The sequence below is a fragment of the Paracoccus subflavus genome (genome assembly GCF_004310345.1).
GTDB classification, from domain to species: domain Bacteria; phylum Pseudomonadota; class Alphaproteobacteria; order Rhodobacterales; family Rhodobacteraceae; genus Paracoccus; species Paracoccus subflavus.
Window position 1 is genome coordinate 1 of record NZ_SISK01000008.1, and the last position, 15,290, is coordinate 15,290.

The 15,290-nt window shown below is 65.8% G+C and carries 16 protein-coding genes; 6 read left to right on the forward strand and 10 right to left on the reverse strand.

Features of this window, described 5'->3' with window-relative positions; translation table 11 throughout:
* On the reverse strand, positions 1-581 hold a 581-nt coding region (locus EYE42_RS11045), incomplete at its 3' end, for an AMP-binding protein (protein WP_165455774.1).
* A gap of 304 nt (positions 582-885) precedes the next feature.
* On the opposite strand from EYE42_RS11045, the gene EYE42_RS11050 reads away from it, so the two are divergent.
* Entirely contained in the window at positions 886-1,077 is a 192-nt protein-coding gene (locus EYE42_RS11050; RefSeq protein ID WP_130991391.1) for a hypothetical protein, read from the forward strand.
* Here the strand turns inward: EYE42_RS11050 and EYE42_RS11055 are convergent, their stop codons facing one another.
* From EYE42_RS11055 to EYE42_RS11090, 8 genes are all read right to left on the reverse strand, one after another.
* Positions 1,078-2,397 (reverse strand): TRAP transporter large permease, encoded by a 1,320-nt coding sequence (locus tag EYE42_RS11055; protein WP_130991392.1) that lies wholly within the window; start codon positions 2,395-2,397, stop codon positions 1,078-1,080.
* Positions 2,394-2,936, reverse strand: a complete 543-nt coding sequence (locus EYE42_RS11060; protein ID WP_130991393.1) for a TRAP transporter small permease — start codon at positions 2,934-2,936, stop codon at positions 2,394-2,396. The genes EYE42_RS11055 and EYE42_RS11060 overlap by 4 nt, the downstream gene beginning before the upstream one ends.
* Complete coding sequence (locus EYE42_RS11065) at positions 2,933-3,961, reverse strand: TRAP transporter substrate-binding protein (RefSeq protein ID WP_130991394.1); 1,029 nt, start codon at positions 3,959-3,961, stop codon at positions 2,933-2,935. The genes EYE42_RS11060 and EYE42_RS11065 overlap by 4 nt, the downstream gene beginning before the upstream one ends.
* A 62-nt stretch (positions 3,962-4,023) precedes the next feature.
* Positions 4,024-5,193 (reverse strand): 4-hydroxybenzoate 3-monooxygenase, encoded by a 1,170-nt coding sequence (gene pobA, locus EYE42_RS11070; protein ID WP_130991395.1) that lies wholly within the window; start codon positions 5,191-5,193, stop codon positions 4,024-4,026.
* A gap of 172 nt (positions 5,194-5,365) precedes the next feature.
* The gene (locus tag EYE42_RS11075) at positions 5,366-6,181 is read right to left on the reverse strand and encodes a sugar phosphate isomerase/epimerase family protein (RefSeq protein ID WP_130991396.1); all 816 of its coding nucleotides are present in this window, start codon (positions 6,179-6,181) and stop codon (positions 5,366-5,368) included.
* Between the two features lie 46 nt (positions 6,182-6,227).
* A complete protein-coding gene (locus EYE42_RS11080) occupies positions 6,228-6,986 on the reverse strand; it encodes an SDR family NAD(P)-dependent oxidoreductase (RefSeq protein WP_130991397.1) in 759 nt (252 codons plus the stop codon).
* 22 nt (positions 6,987-7,008) lie between these two features.
* Positions 7,009-8,049, reverse strand: a complete 1,041-nt coding sequence (locus EYE42_RS11085) for a transketolase family protein (protein WP_130991398.1) — start codon at positions 8,047-8,049, stop codon at positions 7,009-7,011.
* Positions 8,050-8,054: 5 nt separating this feature from the next.
* On the reverse strand, positions 8,055-8,909 hold the full coding sequence (locus tag EYE42_RS11090; RefSeq protein WP_130991399.1) for a transketolase: 855 nt from the start codon (positions 8,907-8,909) through the stop codon (positions 8,055-8,057).
* Positions 8,910-9,201: 292 nt separating this feature from the next.
* Here EYE42_RS11090 and EYE42_RS11095 point away from each other — a divergent pair, with 292 nt between their 5' ends.
* The 5 genes from EYE42_RS11095 to EYE42_RS11115 are packed head-to-tail and all read left to right on the forward strand — an operon-like array spanning position 9,202 to position 13,927.
* Positions 9,202-10,176, forward strand: a complete 975-nt coding sequence (locus EYE42_RS11095; RefSeq protein ID WP_130991400.1) for a TRAP transporter substrate-binding protein — start codon at positions 9,202-9,204, stop codon at positions 10,174-10,176.
* A 50-nt stretch (positions 10,177-10,226) separates the two neighbouring features.
* On the forward strand, positions 10,227-10,742 hold the full coding sequence (locus EYE42_RS11100) for a TRAP transporter small permease (protein ID WP_211657929.1): 516 nt from the start codon (positions 10,227-10,229) through the stop codon (positions 10,740-10,742).
* An 8-nt stretch (positions 10,743-10,750) separates the two neighbouring features.
* On the forward strand, positions 10,751-11,998 hold the full coding sequence (locus EYE42_RS11105; RefSeq protein WP_246020752.1) for a TRAP transporter large permease: 1,248 nt from the start codon (positions 10,751-10,753) through the stop codon (positions 11,996-11,998).
* A gap of 7 nt (positions 11,999-12,005) precedes the next feature.
* Positions 12,006-12,893 (forward strand): NAD(P)-dependent oxidoreductase, encoded by an 888-nt coding sequence (locus tag EYE42_RS11110; RefSeq protein WP_130991403.1) that lies wholly within the window; start codon positions 12,006-12,008, stop codon positions 12,891-12,893.
* Between the two features lie 59 nt (positions 12,894-12,952).
* The gene (locus EYE42_RS11115) at positions 12,953-13,927 is read left to right on the forward strand and encodes a LysR substrate-binding domain-containing protein (RefSeq protein WP_130991404.1); all 975 of its coding nucleotides are present in this window, start codon (positions 12,953-12,955) and stop codon (positions 13,925-13,927) included.
* Between the two features lie 10 nt (positions 13,928-13,937).
* Here the strand turns inward: EYE42_RS11115 and EYE42_RS11120 are convergent, their stop codons facing one another.
* Positions 13,938-15,224 carry a patatin-like phospholipase family protein gene (locus EYE42_RS11120; protein ID WP_130991405.1) on the reverse strand — a complete coding sequence of 429 codons (1,287 nt, stop codon included), beginning with the start codon at positions 15,222-15,224 and terminating at the stop codon, positions 13,938-13,940.
* Positions 15,225-15,290: the final 66 nt, after the last annotated feature.

The following is a 15,290-nucleotide window of genomic DNA, read 5'->3' on the forward strand; positions in this document are numbered from 1 at the left end:
CCGCGGGGCGCGGTATCGGCCGTGATCACGACCTTGGCGCCCGAGTCGTTGATGCGGTTCGCCAGCGCATCGGGTGAAAAGCCCGCAAAGACGATGGAGTGGATGGCGCCGATCCGTGCGCAGGCCAGCATGGCATAGGCCGCCTCGGGGATCATCGGCAGATAGATGACCACTCGGTCGCCGCGCATGACGCCCTGGGACAGCAGCACATTGGCAAAGCGGTTCACCTTGTCGGACAGTTCGGCATAGGTGATGTGTTGCGCCGGGGTCTGGGGATCGTCGGGTTCGAAGATGATCGCGGTCTGACCGGCGCGTGCGGGCAGGTGGCGGTCCACGCAGTTCACGCAGGCATTCAGGATGCCGTCCTCGTACCAGCGGATATCGACATTGCCAAAGGTGAAATCGGTGTTCTTCACCTTGGTGAAGGGCGTGATCCAGTCCAGGCGCCTGCCTTCCCGGCCCCAGAACGATTCGGGATCGCTGATCGATTCCGCATAAAGACGGGCATAATCCGAAGGGGTGCACAGGGCATCCTCGAATCCTGCCGGAATCGGATGTTTTTCAATTGCTTCGCTGGTCATCGTCCCCTCCTCGTGCATAGGTGGCAGCCGTCGTCCTGCCCCGTCGCGCTGCCCTGGTCCTGTCGGAATATCCCCGGCAGCAGAAGTTAAAGAAGAAGAAGATAAAAGGCTAATCCTTTTTTCAGAAAGGATTTTTTTGTAAATAAATTCACAGAAAATTTCTGTTGATGTAAATTGTTCACAAATCCGTCAATTGCGGATTTTTGTCCGGGTGACAGGGAATCCCAAGGGGACGCCCGACCGGGAACAATCCGCCGGTCCATCTGTTCCTCCACAGATGAGCCTTGCGGCGATGGAGGATCGGATGCAGCACAATCCCAAGACCGACCAGACGCGGCGGACGCCCCGCGACAGTTCAGGGGCCTTGCCCGATGGCGTTCGCGGAACGACGCGCGACGTGAACTATACGGTTCCGCAGGACGAACACGAAGGCTATCCCGATCCGGCCAAGCCGGATCTCGGCCGCAAGGGTGCACCCCGCATGGACGCCCCCTGATCAGCCCAGCAGGCGCACCAGCCCCAGCGTGATGGCTGGAAAGGCGACCAGCAGCGCGATGCGGATGATGTCGCTGATCAGGAACGGCAGCACGCCACGGAAGCTTTCGATCATCGGCACATCGCGGGCCATGCCGTTGATGATGAATACGTTCATGCCGACCGGCGGGGTGATCAGCCCGACCTCGACCACGACCACGGCCAGGATGCCGAACCAGATCAGCGTCTCCTCGCGCGACATGCCGAAATCGAGCCCGGCGATGATCGGATAAAAGATCGGGATGGTCAGCAGCAGCATGGACATGGAATCCATGACGCAGCCCAGGGCCAGATACAGGGCCAGAATGGCCAGCAGGATCATCATCGGCGACAGGCCGGAATCCTGGATGGCCGCAGCCAGCAGCATCGGCGTCCGGGTCTGGGCCAGAAAGGCGTTGAAGATTTCCGCACCCAGCAGGATCAGAAAGATCATGGCCGACGTGACGGCAGTGCCGCGCAGACAGTCGGCGATGCCCCGCAGCCGCATCCCGCCGTACAGCACCGCCAGAAGGCCGGTACAGAAGGCGCCGACAGAGGCCGCCTCGGTCGGAGTGAACCAGCCCCGATACATGCCCACGATCACCAGAACAAAGATTAGGATCAACGACCAGGTTTCCTGCAGGGCGGCCAGCCGTTCGGGCCAGGTGGCTCGGGGGCCTGCAGGGCCGTCCTCGGGATAGCGGCGCACAAAGACCGCCACGGCCAGCATGTATCCCAGGGCGGCCAGGATGCCGGGGATCATGGCGGCCACGAACATCGTGGCGATGCTCATTTCCGCCATCAGCGCATACAGGACCAGGATCACCGAAGGCGGGATCAGGATGCCCAGCGTGCCCCCCGCCGCCAGCGAACCCGTGGCCAGCGCACCGCTGTAATTGTATCGCCGCATTTCCGGCAGGGCGACCTGGCCCATGGTGGCGGCGGTGGCCAGCGACGATCCGCAGATCGCCCCGAATGCCGCGCATCCCCCGATCGAGGCCATCGCAAGCCCCCCGCGCCGGTGACCCAGAAAGGCCGCCGCCGTGCGGTAGAGCGCCCGGCTCATCCCCGCCTTGGTGGCGAACTCTCCCATTAGCACGAACAGGGGAATGACCGACAGCGAATAGGTCGAGAACTGGTAATAGGTCGAGGTCTTGAGAAAGGCCAGCAGCGGCGTGGTCCCCGTCCACAACGCATAGCCGCCCAGGCCCACGGCCAGCATCGACACGCCGATCGGCACGCGCACGGCCATCAGCGCCAGAAGAACCGCGAACGCGCTCAGCCCGGCGGCGATGCCCGTCATGCCCGCGCCTTTCGCAGATGCCCGATGGTGGTGGCGGCGCAGGTCGCGACCAGCAGCAGCATGGCGGGAAGGATGATCGGAAAGGTCCACCACAGCGGAATGCGCAGCACCATGGTCTGTTCGCCGTATTCGCGCATCTCGGCCCCGCCATGGAACAGCCGCCAGGCCAGCAGGGCGGCGATCAGAAGATACAGCAGATCGCCCGCCGCCTCGAGCAGGTGGTTGCTGCGCGGGGTGGATTTCGACGTGAAGAAATCCACCAGCACGTTGCCGCCCGTGACCTGACACCAGGGCAGAAAGCAGAAGATCGCCACCGCGCTGCCCAGTTCGACCAGTTCGAAATCGCCGGGGATCGGCGCCCCCAGAAAGCTGCGCCGCAGAACGCTGGCGACCGTCATCAACATCATCGCCAGCAGCACCGCCCCGCCCAGGGCGGCAAAGAATCTGCACAGGGCGGCGATCCAGCCGGGCACCGACACCGGCAGCGCGTGTTCGGTCAGCGCCGCATCCCCGGCCTCGCCCCCCTCCTGGCCCGTCATTCGGCCCTTGCCCGGTCCAGCATGGCGCGGGCGTCGTCCAGCATCGCCTGCCCGTCATGGCCCGCATCGGTCATGGCCTTGACCCAGGTGTCGATCACCGGCTGGCTGGCCTGACGCCATTCGTCCAGGTTTTCCTCGGGGATGACGGTGACGGTGTTGCCCGCGTCGATGGCCTTCTGGCGTTCGGCCGCCTCGGCCTTGTCAAAGGCGGTGCCGGCCAGGTCGGCAAGGGCCGCGCCGGAATTGGCGTCGATCACCTGCTTCAGATCGTCGGGCAGCGCGTTATAGGCCGCCTGGTTCATCACCAATGCCATCACGGCCGAGGACAGCCCGCCGTTCTCGGACCCGAATTCGGTGTGGTTGCGGGTGACGGATTCGATGCGCAGGCTTCCGAACACCTCCCACGGGATGACGGCGCCGTCGATGACGCCGCTGGTCAGCGCCTGGGGCACCTCGGGGACGGGCATCCCCACGGCCGTCGCGCCCAGGGCGTTCAGCCCGTCGGTCATGGTGCGCGACGGCGCACGGACCTTCAGTCCCGCCAGGTCGGCGACGCCTGCCACCGCCTTGTCCTTGGTATGCAGCTTGTAGGCGGCGGGGGCATGGATCAGCAGCGGGTGGACGCCCGCCAGTTCGTCGGCCATGTATTTCTTCTGGTATTCCTGAAGCGCGGCGGTGGTTTCGGCGGCGCTGCCCGACAGGAAGGGCAGTTCGAACACCTCGGACAGGGGGAACCGGCCGGGGGTATAGCCCAGCAGCGTCCAGGCGATGTCCACCACCCCGTCGCGGGCTTGGTCGAACAGCTGCGGCGGGCGTCCGCCCAGTTGCATCGACGGATAGATCTGCACGTCGATGCGCCCGCCCGACTGGTCCTCGACCATCTTATCCCATGGCTCAAGCACGCCCTTCTGGATGGGCGCATCCGCCGACAGGAAATGGTGGACGCGCAGCGTCACCTCTTGTGCCGGGGCGGGAGTTCCCAGGCAGATCGCTGCGACCGTAGCCAGCAATGTCGTTTTTCCCATGATCCTTGTTCCCTCCCAGATGATCGTGTTTGGTGTCAACCGTGCCGCACAGGGCGGCCGCGTCAATAGGGCAGACCCACATAGTTTTCGGCGAAGGCGCGCTGCTGCGCCCGGTTGTCGCGCAGAAACGCGATCTCGGCCTGCTGCATCTTCAGATCGAAGGGTGCCATGTCGGGATAGCGGTGCAACAGCCCGCTGAACCACCAACTGAACCGCTCGGCCTTCCAGACCTGCAGCAGGGCCTGCTCGGAATAGCGGTCGATCCCCTCGGCATCGCCGGTTTCATAGAATCGGGCAAGCCCGCGATGCAGGTAATGCACGTCGCTGGCGGCCAGGTTCAGGCCCTTGGCCCCGGTGGGCGGCACGATATGGGCCGCGTCGCCGCACAAAAATAGCCGCCCCCATTGCATCGGCTCGGTCACCAAGGACCGCAGGGGGGCGATGGATTTCTCGATGCTGGGACCGGTGACCATCCGGTCGGCCACGTCCTCGGGCAGGCGGCGCTTCAGTTCGTCCCAGAAGGCCGCGTCCGACCAGTCCTCGGGGTGGTCCGACAGGGCGCACTGGATGTAATAGCGCGACAGGTTCGCGTTGCGCATCGAACACAGGGCAAAGCCCCGGTCGGATGCGGCGTAGATCAGTTCGTGATCCACCGGCGGGGTGCGCGACAGGATGCCCAGCCATCCAAAGGGATAGGTCTTTTCGTATTCCGTCCGGGCCGATAGGGGGATGGTCTGGCGGCTGATGCCGTGAAAGCCGTCGCAGCCCGCAACGAAATCGCAGTCCACCCGGAATTCGGTGCCGTCGCGCGAGAAGGTGACATGGGGGTTGCCGGTATCGGCGCCATGGATTGCTACGCCTTCGGCCCGGAACTCGGTGGCCAGGCCGGCAGCCTCGCGCGCATCATACAGGTCGCGCGTCACCTCGGTCTGCCCATAGACGACGACGGGCATTCCAGTCAGGTCGCTGAAATCCACGCGGAACGACCGGCCGTGGGCGGCGATCCGGGTGCCGTGATGGACAAGCCCCCGCTCGTGCAGCCGGTCGGCAACGCCCGCCTCCTCCATCAGCCGGACGAAGCCCGTTTCCAGAACCCCGGCGCGGATGCGCGACAGGACATGGTCGCGGGTCTTGCGTTCGATTACCACGGCGTCGATGCCGCAGCGGTGCAGAAGCTGGCCCAGCAAGAGGCCTGCTGGTCCGCCGCCGATGATTGCGACCTGTGTGCGCATGCGTTCTCCCCCTCCGGCTTTCCGCGCCAGTCCCCAAGAGTTTGCATGGGCAAAGGGTGAAGTAAAATAAGATGATGGCCGGGATGGGGGCCATTTTCGGCAATCACCGGCCGCTGCATCCCGGTTGGCGCTGACGCAGCCCGCCCTTGCGCAAAGGCTGGGTCATGCGCCGTCACGTCAGCGGCACAAGACGTTTTGCGGCGGCGACCGTGCGGTCCAGCCAGACGTGTTCCAGCGCGCGGGTGGCCTCCATGTCGTCTGATTGCGGCAGCCAGTGTTCCAGGATCACGCTCATGTCGGGGTCGCGATCCGACAGCATGTCCAGGATCTGCGCCAGTTCGGCCCGGCCGTCGCCCAGAGGCGTACCATGGATGCGGAAACCCACGCCATAGGGGTCGGGGGTGATCTGATAGTCCTTGAAATGCAGATTGATGGCATAGGGCGCCAGCATCCGCACCGTGTCCATCGGCCATTCGCCCGCGCAGATGGAATTGGCGACATCCAGGCAGACGCCCAATGCATCGTCCGCCACCGTGTCCAGCAGTTCGACCATCCGGGGCGAGGGGTAGTTGAAGTGGTTCTCGATGGCAAAGCGCAGGCCCGCCGCCTTGCCGCCCGGCAGCAGGTCGCGCAGTTGCGCGGCCAGATCCGGGACGGGGATCGCCGCGTCTTCGGCATCCAGAGCCACGCGCAGGATGTGGGACCCGATGCGCTGGCCTATGGGGATATAGCGGGCCAGTTCGTCGGCGTTGAAGCCTTGGGTGCCCAGTTCCAGCGTCATGCCGTATGCGTCGGCCCGCACTTTCAGCGCCCGGTGGTCGTCGGCGGACAGCCGGTCCAGCGGCAGGTTGTCGGCATATTGCACGACCGACAACCCATGGCCATGCGCGATTTCCAGCACCTGCATCGCCGCCATGGGCGTGGGCGGCTGTTGGTCCTTGATGCCGATGTTCCAGCGAAAGGCATAGGAGCCCAAGCCGAGTTTCATGCTTTTTCCCCGTGAAAGGGCGCCGGCCGACCCGGCGCCGCAAGGTTCAGTGGATTAGAGACCCGCCGTTCACATCGACCTCGGACCCGGTAACATAGGACGCAATGTCCGACGCCAGGAACAGCGCGCAGCCCGCGACCTCCTCGGCGGTGCCGGGGCGGCCCATGGGGATGCCCGCGTTGATCGTCACGCGCATGTCGTCGGTCAGCTTGCCCGCGGTAATGTCGGTTGCGATGAAGCCGGGGCAGATGGCATTGGCGCGCACGTTGTCGGGGGCCAGTTCGCGGGCCATGGCCTTGGTCAGGCCCAGCACGCCCGCCTTGGCCGCCGAATAATGCGGCCCGCCGAAGATGCCGCCGCCGCGCTGCGCGCTGACTGACGACATGTTGACGATGGCGCCCGATTTCTGCGCGCGCATCTGCGGGATCACCGCCTGGCTGCAATACAGCGTGCCGCGCAGGTTCACGTCCAGCACCGCGTCATAGTTGCCGGGCGCGATGTCCATGATCTTCAGCGGCTGGGTGATGCCCGCATTATTCACCAGAACGTCGATGCGGCCCCACTGGGCGATCAGCCCATCGAAGGCGGCCTTGACGCTGTTCTGGTCGGTGACGTTGCAGGTCAGGCCGACATGGCCTTCGCCCAGGGTCGCGGCTGCCTCTTTCGCGGCGGCCCCGTCCAGGTCCAGGATGGCGACGGTGGCGCCGTGCTGCGCGAACAGCCGCGCGGTGGCCAGGCCCAAGCCGCGTTTCGATGCGGCGCCGGTGATGACGGCGTATTTGCCGGTCAGAAGTGCAGTGGTCACGGGTTTCCTCCCTTGGAAAACGTCAAAGCCAGCCGCGGATCTGGCGGATCATCGCGTCGGTCGAGATGCCGTAGCGGTCGTGCAGCGTCGGCAGCGCCCCCGCGTCCAGGAACCGGTCGGGCAGGCCGATCATGCGGAACGGCGGCGTGACGCCGTGTGTCAGCAGGGTGCCTGCAACGGCTTCGCCCAGACCACCGATGACGGTGTGGTTTTCGGCGGTGACGACCAGGCGGGTGCCGCGCCCGGCCTCGGCCAGGATGGTGTCGGTGTCCAGCGGCTTGATGGTCGGGCAATGCAGCACCGCGACCGAGATGCCCTCCCGTTCCATCTGCACCGCAGCATCGAGCGCGCGCATGGTCATGAACCCGGACGAGATGACCAGGGCGTCGCCGCCGTCGCGCAACAGTTTTGCCTTGCCCAGTTCGAATTTGTAGTGGGGGCAGTGCTGGCGGAGGACCGAGGGCACCTTGCCGCGCAGCAGCCGCATATAGACCGGGCCGGGGTGGTCGATGATCGCGGGCACGGCCTCGGCCACATCGATGGCGTCGCAGGGGTCCACGATGGTCAGGTTGGGCAGGCCCCGGAAGATCGCCAGATCCTCGGTCGCCTGGTGGCTTGGACCGTATCCGGTGGTCAGGCCGGGCAGGGCGCAGACGATTTTGACGGGCAGGTATTCCTCGGCGATGGCCATGGCGATGAAGTCATAGGCCCGGCGGGACGCGAACACCGCGTAGGTGGTGGCAAAGGGGACAAAGCCTTCGCGCGCCATGCCGGCGGCGGCGGACACCATCACCTGTTCGGCCATGCCCATCTGGTAGAAGCGGTCGGGGAACGCCTCGGCAAAGACGTGCAGGTCGGTGTACTTGGCCAGATCCGCGGTCAGGCCGACGATGCGCGGATCGTTCCGGGCGGTGTCCACAAGCGCATGGCCGAAGGGCGCGGAGACGGAATCATAGCCTTCCGCCGCCAGCGAGGCGATCATGGCCGAGGTCTTGGCCCCGCCGGTGCCGGGCTGCCGGGGTTCATATTTGCGGTGCGGGTCATAGCGATGCTGGATGGTCATGAGGGTCACTCCGGCCGGGTTTCGTCAAGGACGCTCAGCGCCTTTTGCCATTCGTCGGCCTCGACCCGGACGAAATGGGTGATTTCGCGGCTTTCTAGGAACGGCACGCCCTTGCACATCACCGTGTCGCAGACGATGGCGCGGGGCCGGTCGCCCTCCAGGTTGCGGGCCGTGTTGAAAGCCGCGACCAGGGCGTCGAGGTCGTTGCCGTCCACCCGCTGCACATGCCAGCCGAAGGCCGCCCACTTGTCGGGCAAGGGTTCGGCGGACAGGGTTTCCGTGGACTTGCCGTCAGCCTGCTGGTCGTTGAAATCGACGATGCAGATCAGGTTTCCCAGCCGGTGATGGGCGGCGGCCATCGCCGCCTCCCACGTGGACCCCTCGCCCAGTTCGCCGTCCGACATCAGGTTGTAGACGAAAGCGGGATTTCCCTTGGCCCTGAGGCCAAGCGCCATGCCGACCGCGATGCCCAGGCCCTGGCCCAGGGATCCGCCGGTGATCTCCATCCCCGGCGTATAGGCGGCCATGCCGGACATCGGCAGGCGCGAGTCGTCGGCGCCATAGGTTTCCAGCTCGGCCTCGGGCAGGATCCCCGCCTCGATCAGCGCGGCATAAAGCGCGATAGCGTAATGGCCGATAGACAGCAGGAAGCGGTCGCGGCCTTCCCATTCCGGATCGGCGGGGCGGTGGTTCAGCGCGTGGAAATAGGACACCGCCAGCACGTCCGCGACGCCAAGCGCCTGTCCGACATAGCCTTGTCCCTGAACCTTGCCCATGCGCACGGCCTTGCGGCGGATGTCCCAGGCGCGGCGCGCAAGACTGGTATTCGACAGCACCGCTGCCGAGCGTTCATGTTGCATGGTTCCTCCCTTGGGCAGCGGATGCGGCGGCACCCACGGCGTCTTTTTAACTGGGCGTCAAAACGACCTCGGTGCAATTAAGTTTTCCTGTGGGTTTGCTAAGCACAGCTTAGGTGACGCGCGCGCAGGAATCGGACAGGGTTTTCCTAGCCGAGCGGGGAGGACGCTCTGCCCCACGTGACATGCCAACCGGTATGATGCCGCGAACTTGCCAAAGGTCGCCGGCACGGATCGCCGGTCGCTGCCGGGGCATCCCCTCATGCCGGACAACCGATGCTCTGGGAGGGGCCATATGACACTTCGCCAAATCTTAGCCGCCACCGTTTTTGCCTTTTGCGCGCTGCCTGCGGCGGCCCAGAATTTCCAGTTGTCGCACAATGCGGCGGCCGGCAATCCCAAGGATGCCGCATCCCTGAAATTCGCCGAACTGGTCGCGGAAAAATCCGGGGGCCGTCTCAAGGTGGACGTAGGCGGCGCCGCGCAGTTCGGCGACGACGCCGAAACGATCACCAACATGCGCCTGGGCACCATCGCGTTTTCGGCCAATTCACAGGGGACGACCTCGGCCGTGGTTCCTGAAATGGCGCTCTTGGGCCTGCCCTTCCTGTTCCAGAGCCTGGATCAGGCCGAGGCGGTGATGGACGGTCCCGTCGGCGACAGGCTGGAGGCTGCGGCCGAGGCGCAGGGCCTGGTCGTTCTGGGCTGGTGGAACAACGGCATCCGCCAGGTGTCCAATTCCAAGGGTCCGATCACCACGCCCGCCGATCTGGCCGGGATGAAGATCCGCACGCCGCCCGACCCGATCACCATCGACATCTTTACCGCGCTTGGCGCGTCGCCTACACCTATGGCTTTTTCGGAACTGTACATCGCGTTGCAGCAGGGCGTGGTGGACGGCCAGGAAAACCCGCTCATCAACATCCATTCGTCCAAGCTGCACGAGGTCCAGCCCTATATCTCGCTGACCAACCACAAATACGAGGCGACGCCGTTCCTGGCGTCCAAGATGATCATGGACACGCTGTCGCCCGAGGATCAGCAGATCATCCGCGACGCCGCCCATGAGGCGGGCGAGCTGAACCGGCAGATGGTCGCGGACCAGACCGAGTCGCTGAGGGACGAACTGGAAGCCTTTGGAACCCGGTTCAACGAGGTCGATCCCGCCCCCTTTGTCGAGGCGACGCAGCCGGTCTATGACAAGTGGCGCGAGCAGTATCCCGATCTGGTGGACGAGATCGTCGCCGCAGCCCAGGCGGCGGGCCAGTGATGCAGGCGGCGGGTGTCCCCACGGGTCACGGCAAGGCGGACCCCGCCGTCTTGCGCGCAGCCAACGCGGTCGGGCTGGTGCTGGACAGCGTCGCCGTGCTGATTGCCACATCGGCGGTCGTGCTGATCTTCCTGGCCCTGATGGCCGAGGTGGTGGTGCGCTATCTCACCACCGCCGGGCTTGGCTGGCCCAACGAGGTGCCGAACCTGCTGTTTCCCTGGCTGATCATGGGCGGCATCGTGATCGGCGCCCATCGCGGCGCCCATATCGCGGCGGAATTCATTCGCGGGCATCTGTCGACCGGCCAATTGCGGGTGCTGATGATGGGCATCAACCTGCTGGTGGCGGGGGTCTTTGCTGCCCTGGCCTGGCTGTCCCTGGGCGTGATCGGGATCACCAGGACGCAGGTCTTTCCCATCACCGGGATCGGCCAGGCCTGGGCCTATGGCTCGATGCTGTTCGGTTTCGGAGGCATTGCCCTCGCATCCGTGGTGAACGCCGTGCGCACCGCCTTTGCTGCCAATCCCGGCAGTATTCACCACACCGATACGGAGCACATGACATGACCGCCGTCATGACCGGACTTTTCGCGATCATGCTGGTGCTGTCGGTGCCGGTCGGATACGCCCTGATCGTCGCCGCCGGCAGCGCGATCCTGTGGCAAGGCGGCACGCCCACGGTCCTGGCCGTGGTCAAGCTGTTCCAGCCCACACAGAGTTTCCCCCTGCTGGCGATCCCGTTCTTCATCCTGTCCGGGTCGCTGATGATGTCGGGCACGCTGGGACAGAAGCTGGTCAATTTCGCCGCCGCCATGGTCGGCCGCTTTCACGGCGGCATGGGGCAGGTGACGGTGGTGGGATCGACCATTTTCGGCGGCGTGTCAGGCTCTGCCGTGGCCGAGGCCTCGGCCCTGGGGTCCATGCTGATCCCCTGGCAGAAGCGCGAGGGTTATCCGGGCGGGTTCGCGGCCGCCGTCACGGCGTCGTCCTCGACCATCGCGGGGCTGATTCCGCCGTCGATCCCGCTGATCCTGTATTCCACGGTGTCGAACGCTTCTATCGCGTCCTTGTTCTCGGCCGCGGTGTTGCCGGGGCTGATGCTTGCCGCGGGCTTCATGGTGGTGTGCTATGTTTCAGGGCGGATACGCAATTTTCCCCGGCTGACCGACCGTTCGCAATACGCGGGCTTTGGCCGGCTGCTGCTGTCGGCGGCCCCGGCGCTGCTGATGCCGTTCTTCATCGTCGTGCTGCTGCGCGCGGGCATCGCCACGCCGACCGAGGTCAGCGTGATCGCCGTCTTTTACGCCCTGATGGTCAGCGCGCTGCTGTATCGCGACCTGACGCTGGCGCGGATTAAGGACGCGCTTGTCGGCACCGTCATCACCACGGGCGTCGTCATGCTGGTCATCACCGCGTCCAGCCTGGTGGGGCACGTGCTGATCACCGAACGCATTCCGACCATGGTCGCCCAATGGGCTCAGGGTACGCTGGGCACGGCCGTCCTGATCATCCTGATGATGAACGTCATCATGCTGGTGATCGGCATGTTTCTGGACCTGCCCGCCGCGATCCTGCTGCTGGGGCCGACCTTTGTGGCCATCGGCGCGGCCATCGGCATGGACCCGATCCAGTTGGGGGTGATGATCTGCATCAACCTGTCCATCGGGTTGTTCACGCCGCCCATCGGCACCACCCTGTTCATCGGCGCGGCCATCGCCCGCGTGCCCATCGGCGCGGTGGTCCGCGAGCTGTGGCCCTTTTATCTGGTGGCGTTCGTGGTGCTGATCCTGATGTCCTATATTCCTGCCTTCACCATCTACTGAGGCGATGATGACCGACCCAAAGACGATTGCCTTTGTGGGACTTGGGTCCATGGGCCTGCCGATGGCGGGGAACCTGGTCCGGGCGGGGCACGACGTGCGCGGTTTCGACATGCGGGACGCGGCGATGGACGCGCTTGCGACGCAGGGCGGCATCCGCCCCGCCGATCTGGCCGGAGCCTGCGATGGCGCCGACCTGCTGGTGCTGATGGTGGTCAATGCCGACCAGGCGCGGTCGGTGCTGTTCGGGGCAGGGGCGCTATCGGCGCTGCCCCGGGGGGCGCGGATCTGCCTGATGGCGACCTGCCCGCCCGACGCGGTGGCCCGCCTTGCCGCCGACGTGGCGGAGGGGGGCCGCGAGTTGATCGACTGCCCCGTGTCCGGCGGGGTGGTGGGCGCGCAGGCGGGTACGCTGACCATCATGGCCGCCGCCCCCCGCGCCAGCTTCGACGCGGTGGCCCCGGTGCTGCGGACGATGGGCAACAAGCTGCATCACGTGGGCGAGACACCGGGGCAGGGGGCCACCGTCAAGGCGATCAACCAGCTTTTGTGCGGCGTCCACCTGGCCGCCGCCGCCGAGGCGCTTGCCCTGGGCCAGAAGGCAGGGGTCGATGCCGGGACCCTGCTGGAAATCGTGTCGGGTTCTGCGGCGTCCAGTTGGATGCTGCGGGATCGCGGGCCGCGCATGGTGCGGGACGATCCGCCCGTGACAAGCGCGGTGGACATCTTCGTCAAGGATCTGGGCATTGCGCTTGCCGCCGGGCGCGGGGCGGGCATGGCGCTGCCGCTGGCGGCAGCGGCGCACCAGATGTTTCTGGCCGAAAGCGGGTCGGGCAACGGGCTGGCCGACGACAGCCAGGTCATCGCTGCCTATCGCCGCCTGAACGGGATCGGCTGACCCCCGGAACGGCTTGACGCATGGGCCGGGGCGGCGTCCTGTGGGAATCGGAGAGCCCGATGCCCCTGAACCCGAACCTCAATTCGCTGGCTTATTTCGAGGCGGTGGCCCGCACCGGCCGCGTCACGGATGCCGCCGCCGAACTGGGGGTGTCCACCGCTGCCGTCAGCCAGCAGTTGAAGCAGCTCGAGGAACAATGGGGCGTCCGGTTGTTCCGCCGCCAGGACCGCCGCCTATCCCTGACCCTGGACGGCGAGATGCTGTTCCAGACCACCACCGCCGCATTCCGCATGATCCGAGGCGCCCGGTCGGCCGTGCTGCGCCAAAGCGACAACCGCCAATTGTCGATGAGGTGCAGCCCCAGCCTGGCGGTCCGCTGGCTGACTCCCCGGCTCAAGAATTTTCTGGACCTCAACCCCGAATGGGGCGTGCGCATCGACGCTTCGCCCGACTTTTCGGATTTCGAAACCGAGGCGATGGATCTGGATTTGCGCTATGGGTCGGGCAACTGGCCGGGGCTATACACGGAATGCATTCTCAACGATTACGTCATCCCGCTGTGCAGTCCGGATTACCGCAACAGGACGCGCGATCTGTCGGACGACCCGGCGGCACAGATTGCAGCCGGCCGGCTGATCCATTCGGTCAAGGCGCGCTATCAATGGGATCTGTGGCTGGCCGTGCAAGGCATCGACTTGCCCGAGCAGCACGCGCCCCTGAGGTTAGACCGATCCTCCATGGCCATCCAGCTTGCCCGGGATGGGGCGGGCGTCGTGCTGGATTCGGTCACGCTGGCCCATGACGAATTGCAGCGAGGGACGCTTGTCCCGTTGTCCACCGCCTTTGCGGCGGTCGAGTTCCCGGCCTATTGGGTGGTCTGCCCTGCGCGACACATGAATCGCCGGATCGTGCGGCTGTTCATCGACTGGCTGCGCGAAGACGGATCGCTGTTCCAGACAGCGGCACGCAAGACGCTGGAACGTCTGGGCTGCACGATCCGCCCCGCCGCACCCGGAGAGCCGGGGCTGCTGTAGCGCCGCCCGGTCAGGATACGGTCTGCGCCGGCGGCTTGGCCCCCAGGTCGTGCAGGGCATCGCGCATGATCCGGCGTCCCAGCGTGACGCGGTGCTGCAACACGCCGCGCCCATAGTCAAAGGCCTTGCCGGCGAAATCGTCGCGCGGATCGGACAGGATCACATGCCGAAACCGGCGGTTTTCCAGATCGCACCGGTCAATCACCTGCGCCGATTGTGCCGCAAAAGCCAGTTCCTGCGCGCGGCAGGCGATGCCGTCCACCGTCTGGCGCAGCGGCTTTTGCAATTCAAACAGGTCGAGCGCCAAAATCAGGGCGTTGCCCGGCCGGTCCAGCAGAGGTGGCAGCGGCAGATTCTGGGCCAGGCCCGCATCGAAATAGGTTGCCTCGCCGATCCTGACGGGGGTGAACAGAACCGGCAGGGCCGAACTTGCCATCAAGTGATCCATGCTCAGCGCGGTCTGGGTGTTGCGGAACGCCTCGATCAGCCCCGTCTCGGCGTTGAGCGCCGTTACCGTCACCTCGATCGCGGCATCGTTCAGCCGGGTAAAATCGACCATCTCGTCGATCAGGTCGGCCATGCGCTGACGGCGGAACAGCGCGCGGTCGGGCGGCATTCCGGGCAGGATTTCCCACATCCCCGGCCAGGCCGGGGCGAACAGCGCCCGGTGGCCCCAGGCCAGGGTGCGCGCCACGGCGGACTTGCGGCCGATCATGGCGCGGGGTTCGCCCACGCGTGACAGGAACCGTTGCAGCGTCTCGATCCGCCTGCCCGGCGCACTGCCCGCGATCAGGGCGGCGACCAACGACCCGATCGAGGCGCCGGACAGGCGGGTGACGCGCAACCCTGCGTCCTCGATGGCCTGCCAGGCGCCGACATGAAAGGCGCCCAGGGCATTGCCGCCCGACAGGCAGACCCAAGTCTCGTCCAGCGGAGCGGTCGGGGGGGCAGTCTTGGGGGCGGAGCTTGTCATGGGGTGATGGGCTTTCTGCCGGGAACGGGCCCTCTGCAACCCCGGATGACGTGGCAATGTTCCGCCATCCGCCGGCGCGGCCAAGGTGCGGCCGCCCATCGTTTCGACCTCGGTCGGGCCGCCACCGTCGGCGACGGCATCCCGCATCACCGCGCCTTCGACCACATGGCAGGACAGGATAAAGGTCATCATCGCCTTGTTACCCGGCCGCAACAGGGTGTCGAGCGTGCCGTCCGGCAGGGCCTCGAAGGCGGCATCGACGGGGGCAAAGACGGTGAACGGGCCTTCGCCCGCCAGGCTGCGCCGCGCTACCCTGATATACATTTGTCTATGACATGCGCTGCCCTGCCGCAGGAACTGCCCGGACGGGACGGCGTTTTTTTCCCGAAA

What these genes read in the sequence shown, in the direction of transcription:
- EYE42_RS11050 (WP_130991391.1), top strand. Translation starts at nt 886, where the DNA reads ATGCAGCACAATCCCAAGACCGACCAGACGCGGCGGACGCCCCGCGAC.
- EYE42_RS11110 (WP_130991403.1), top strand. Translation starts at nt 12,006, where the DNA reads ATGACCGACCCAAAGACGATTGCCTTTGTGGGACTTGGGTCCATGGGC.
- EYE42_RS11055 (WP_130991392.1), bottom strand. Translation starts at nt 2,397, where the DNA reads ATGACGGGCATCGCCGCCGGGCTGAGCGCGTTCGCGGTTCTTCTGGCG.
- EYE42_RS11105 (WP_246020752.1), top strand. Translation starts at nt 10,751, where the DNA reads ATGACCGGACTTTTCGCGATCATGCTGGTGCTGTCGGTGCCGGTCGGA.
- EYE42_RS11075 (WP_130991396.1), bottom strand. Translation starts at nt 6,181, where the DNA reads ATGAAACTCGGCTTGGGCTCCTATGCCTTTCGCTGGAACATCGGCATC.
- EYE42_RS11060 (WP_130991393.1), bottom strand. Translation starts at nt 2,936, where the DNA reads ATGACGGGCCAGGAGGGGGGCGAGGCCGGGGATGCGGCGCTGACCGAA.
- pobA (WP_130991395.1), bottom strand. Translation starts at nt 5,193, where the DNA reads ATGCGCACACAGGTCGCAATCATCGGCGGCGGACCAGCAGGCCTCTTG.
- EYE42_RS11095 (WP_130991400.1), top strand. Translation starts at nt 9,202, where the DNA reads ATGACACTTCGCCAAATCTTAGCCGCCACCGTTTTTGCCTTTTGCGCG.
- EYE42_RS11090 (WP_130991399.1), bottom strand. Translation starts at nt 8,909, where the DNA reads ATGCAACATGAACGCTCGGCAGCGGTGCTGTCGAATACCAGTCTTGCG.
- EYE42_RS11115 (WP_130991404.1), top strand. Translation starts at nt 12,953, where the DNA reads ATGCCCCTGAACCCGAACCTCAATTCGCTGGCTTATTTCGAGGCGGTG.
- EYE42_RS11065 (WP_130991394.1), bottom strand. Translation starts at nt 3,961, where the DNA reads ATGGGAAAAACGACATTGCTGGCTACGGTCGCAGCGATCTGCCTGGGA.
- EYE42_RS11120 (WP_130991405.1), bottom strand. Translation starts at nt 15,224, where the DNA reads ATGTATATCAGGGTAGCGCGGCGCAGCCTGGCGGGCGAAGGCCCGTTC.
- EYE42_RS11085 (WP_130991398.1), bottom strand. Translation starts at nt 8,049, where the DNA reads ATGACCATCCAGCATCGCTATGACCCGCACCGCAAATATGAACCCCGG.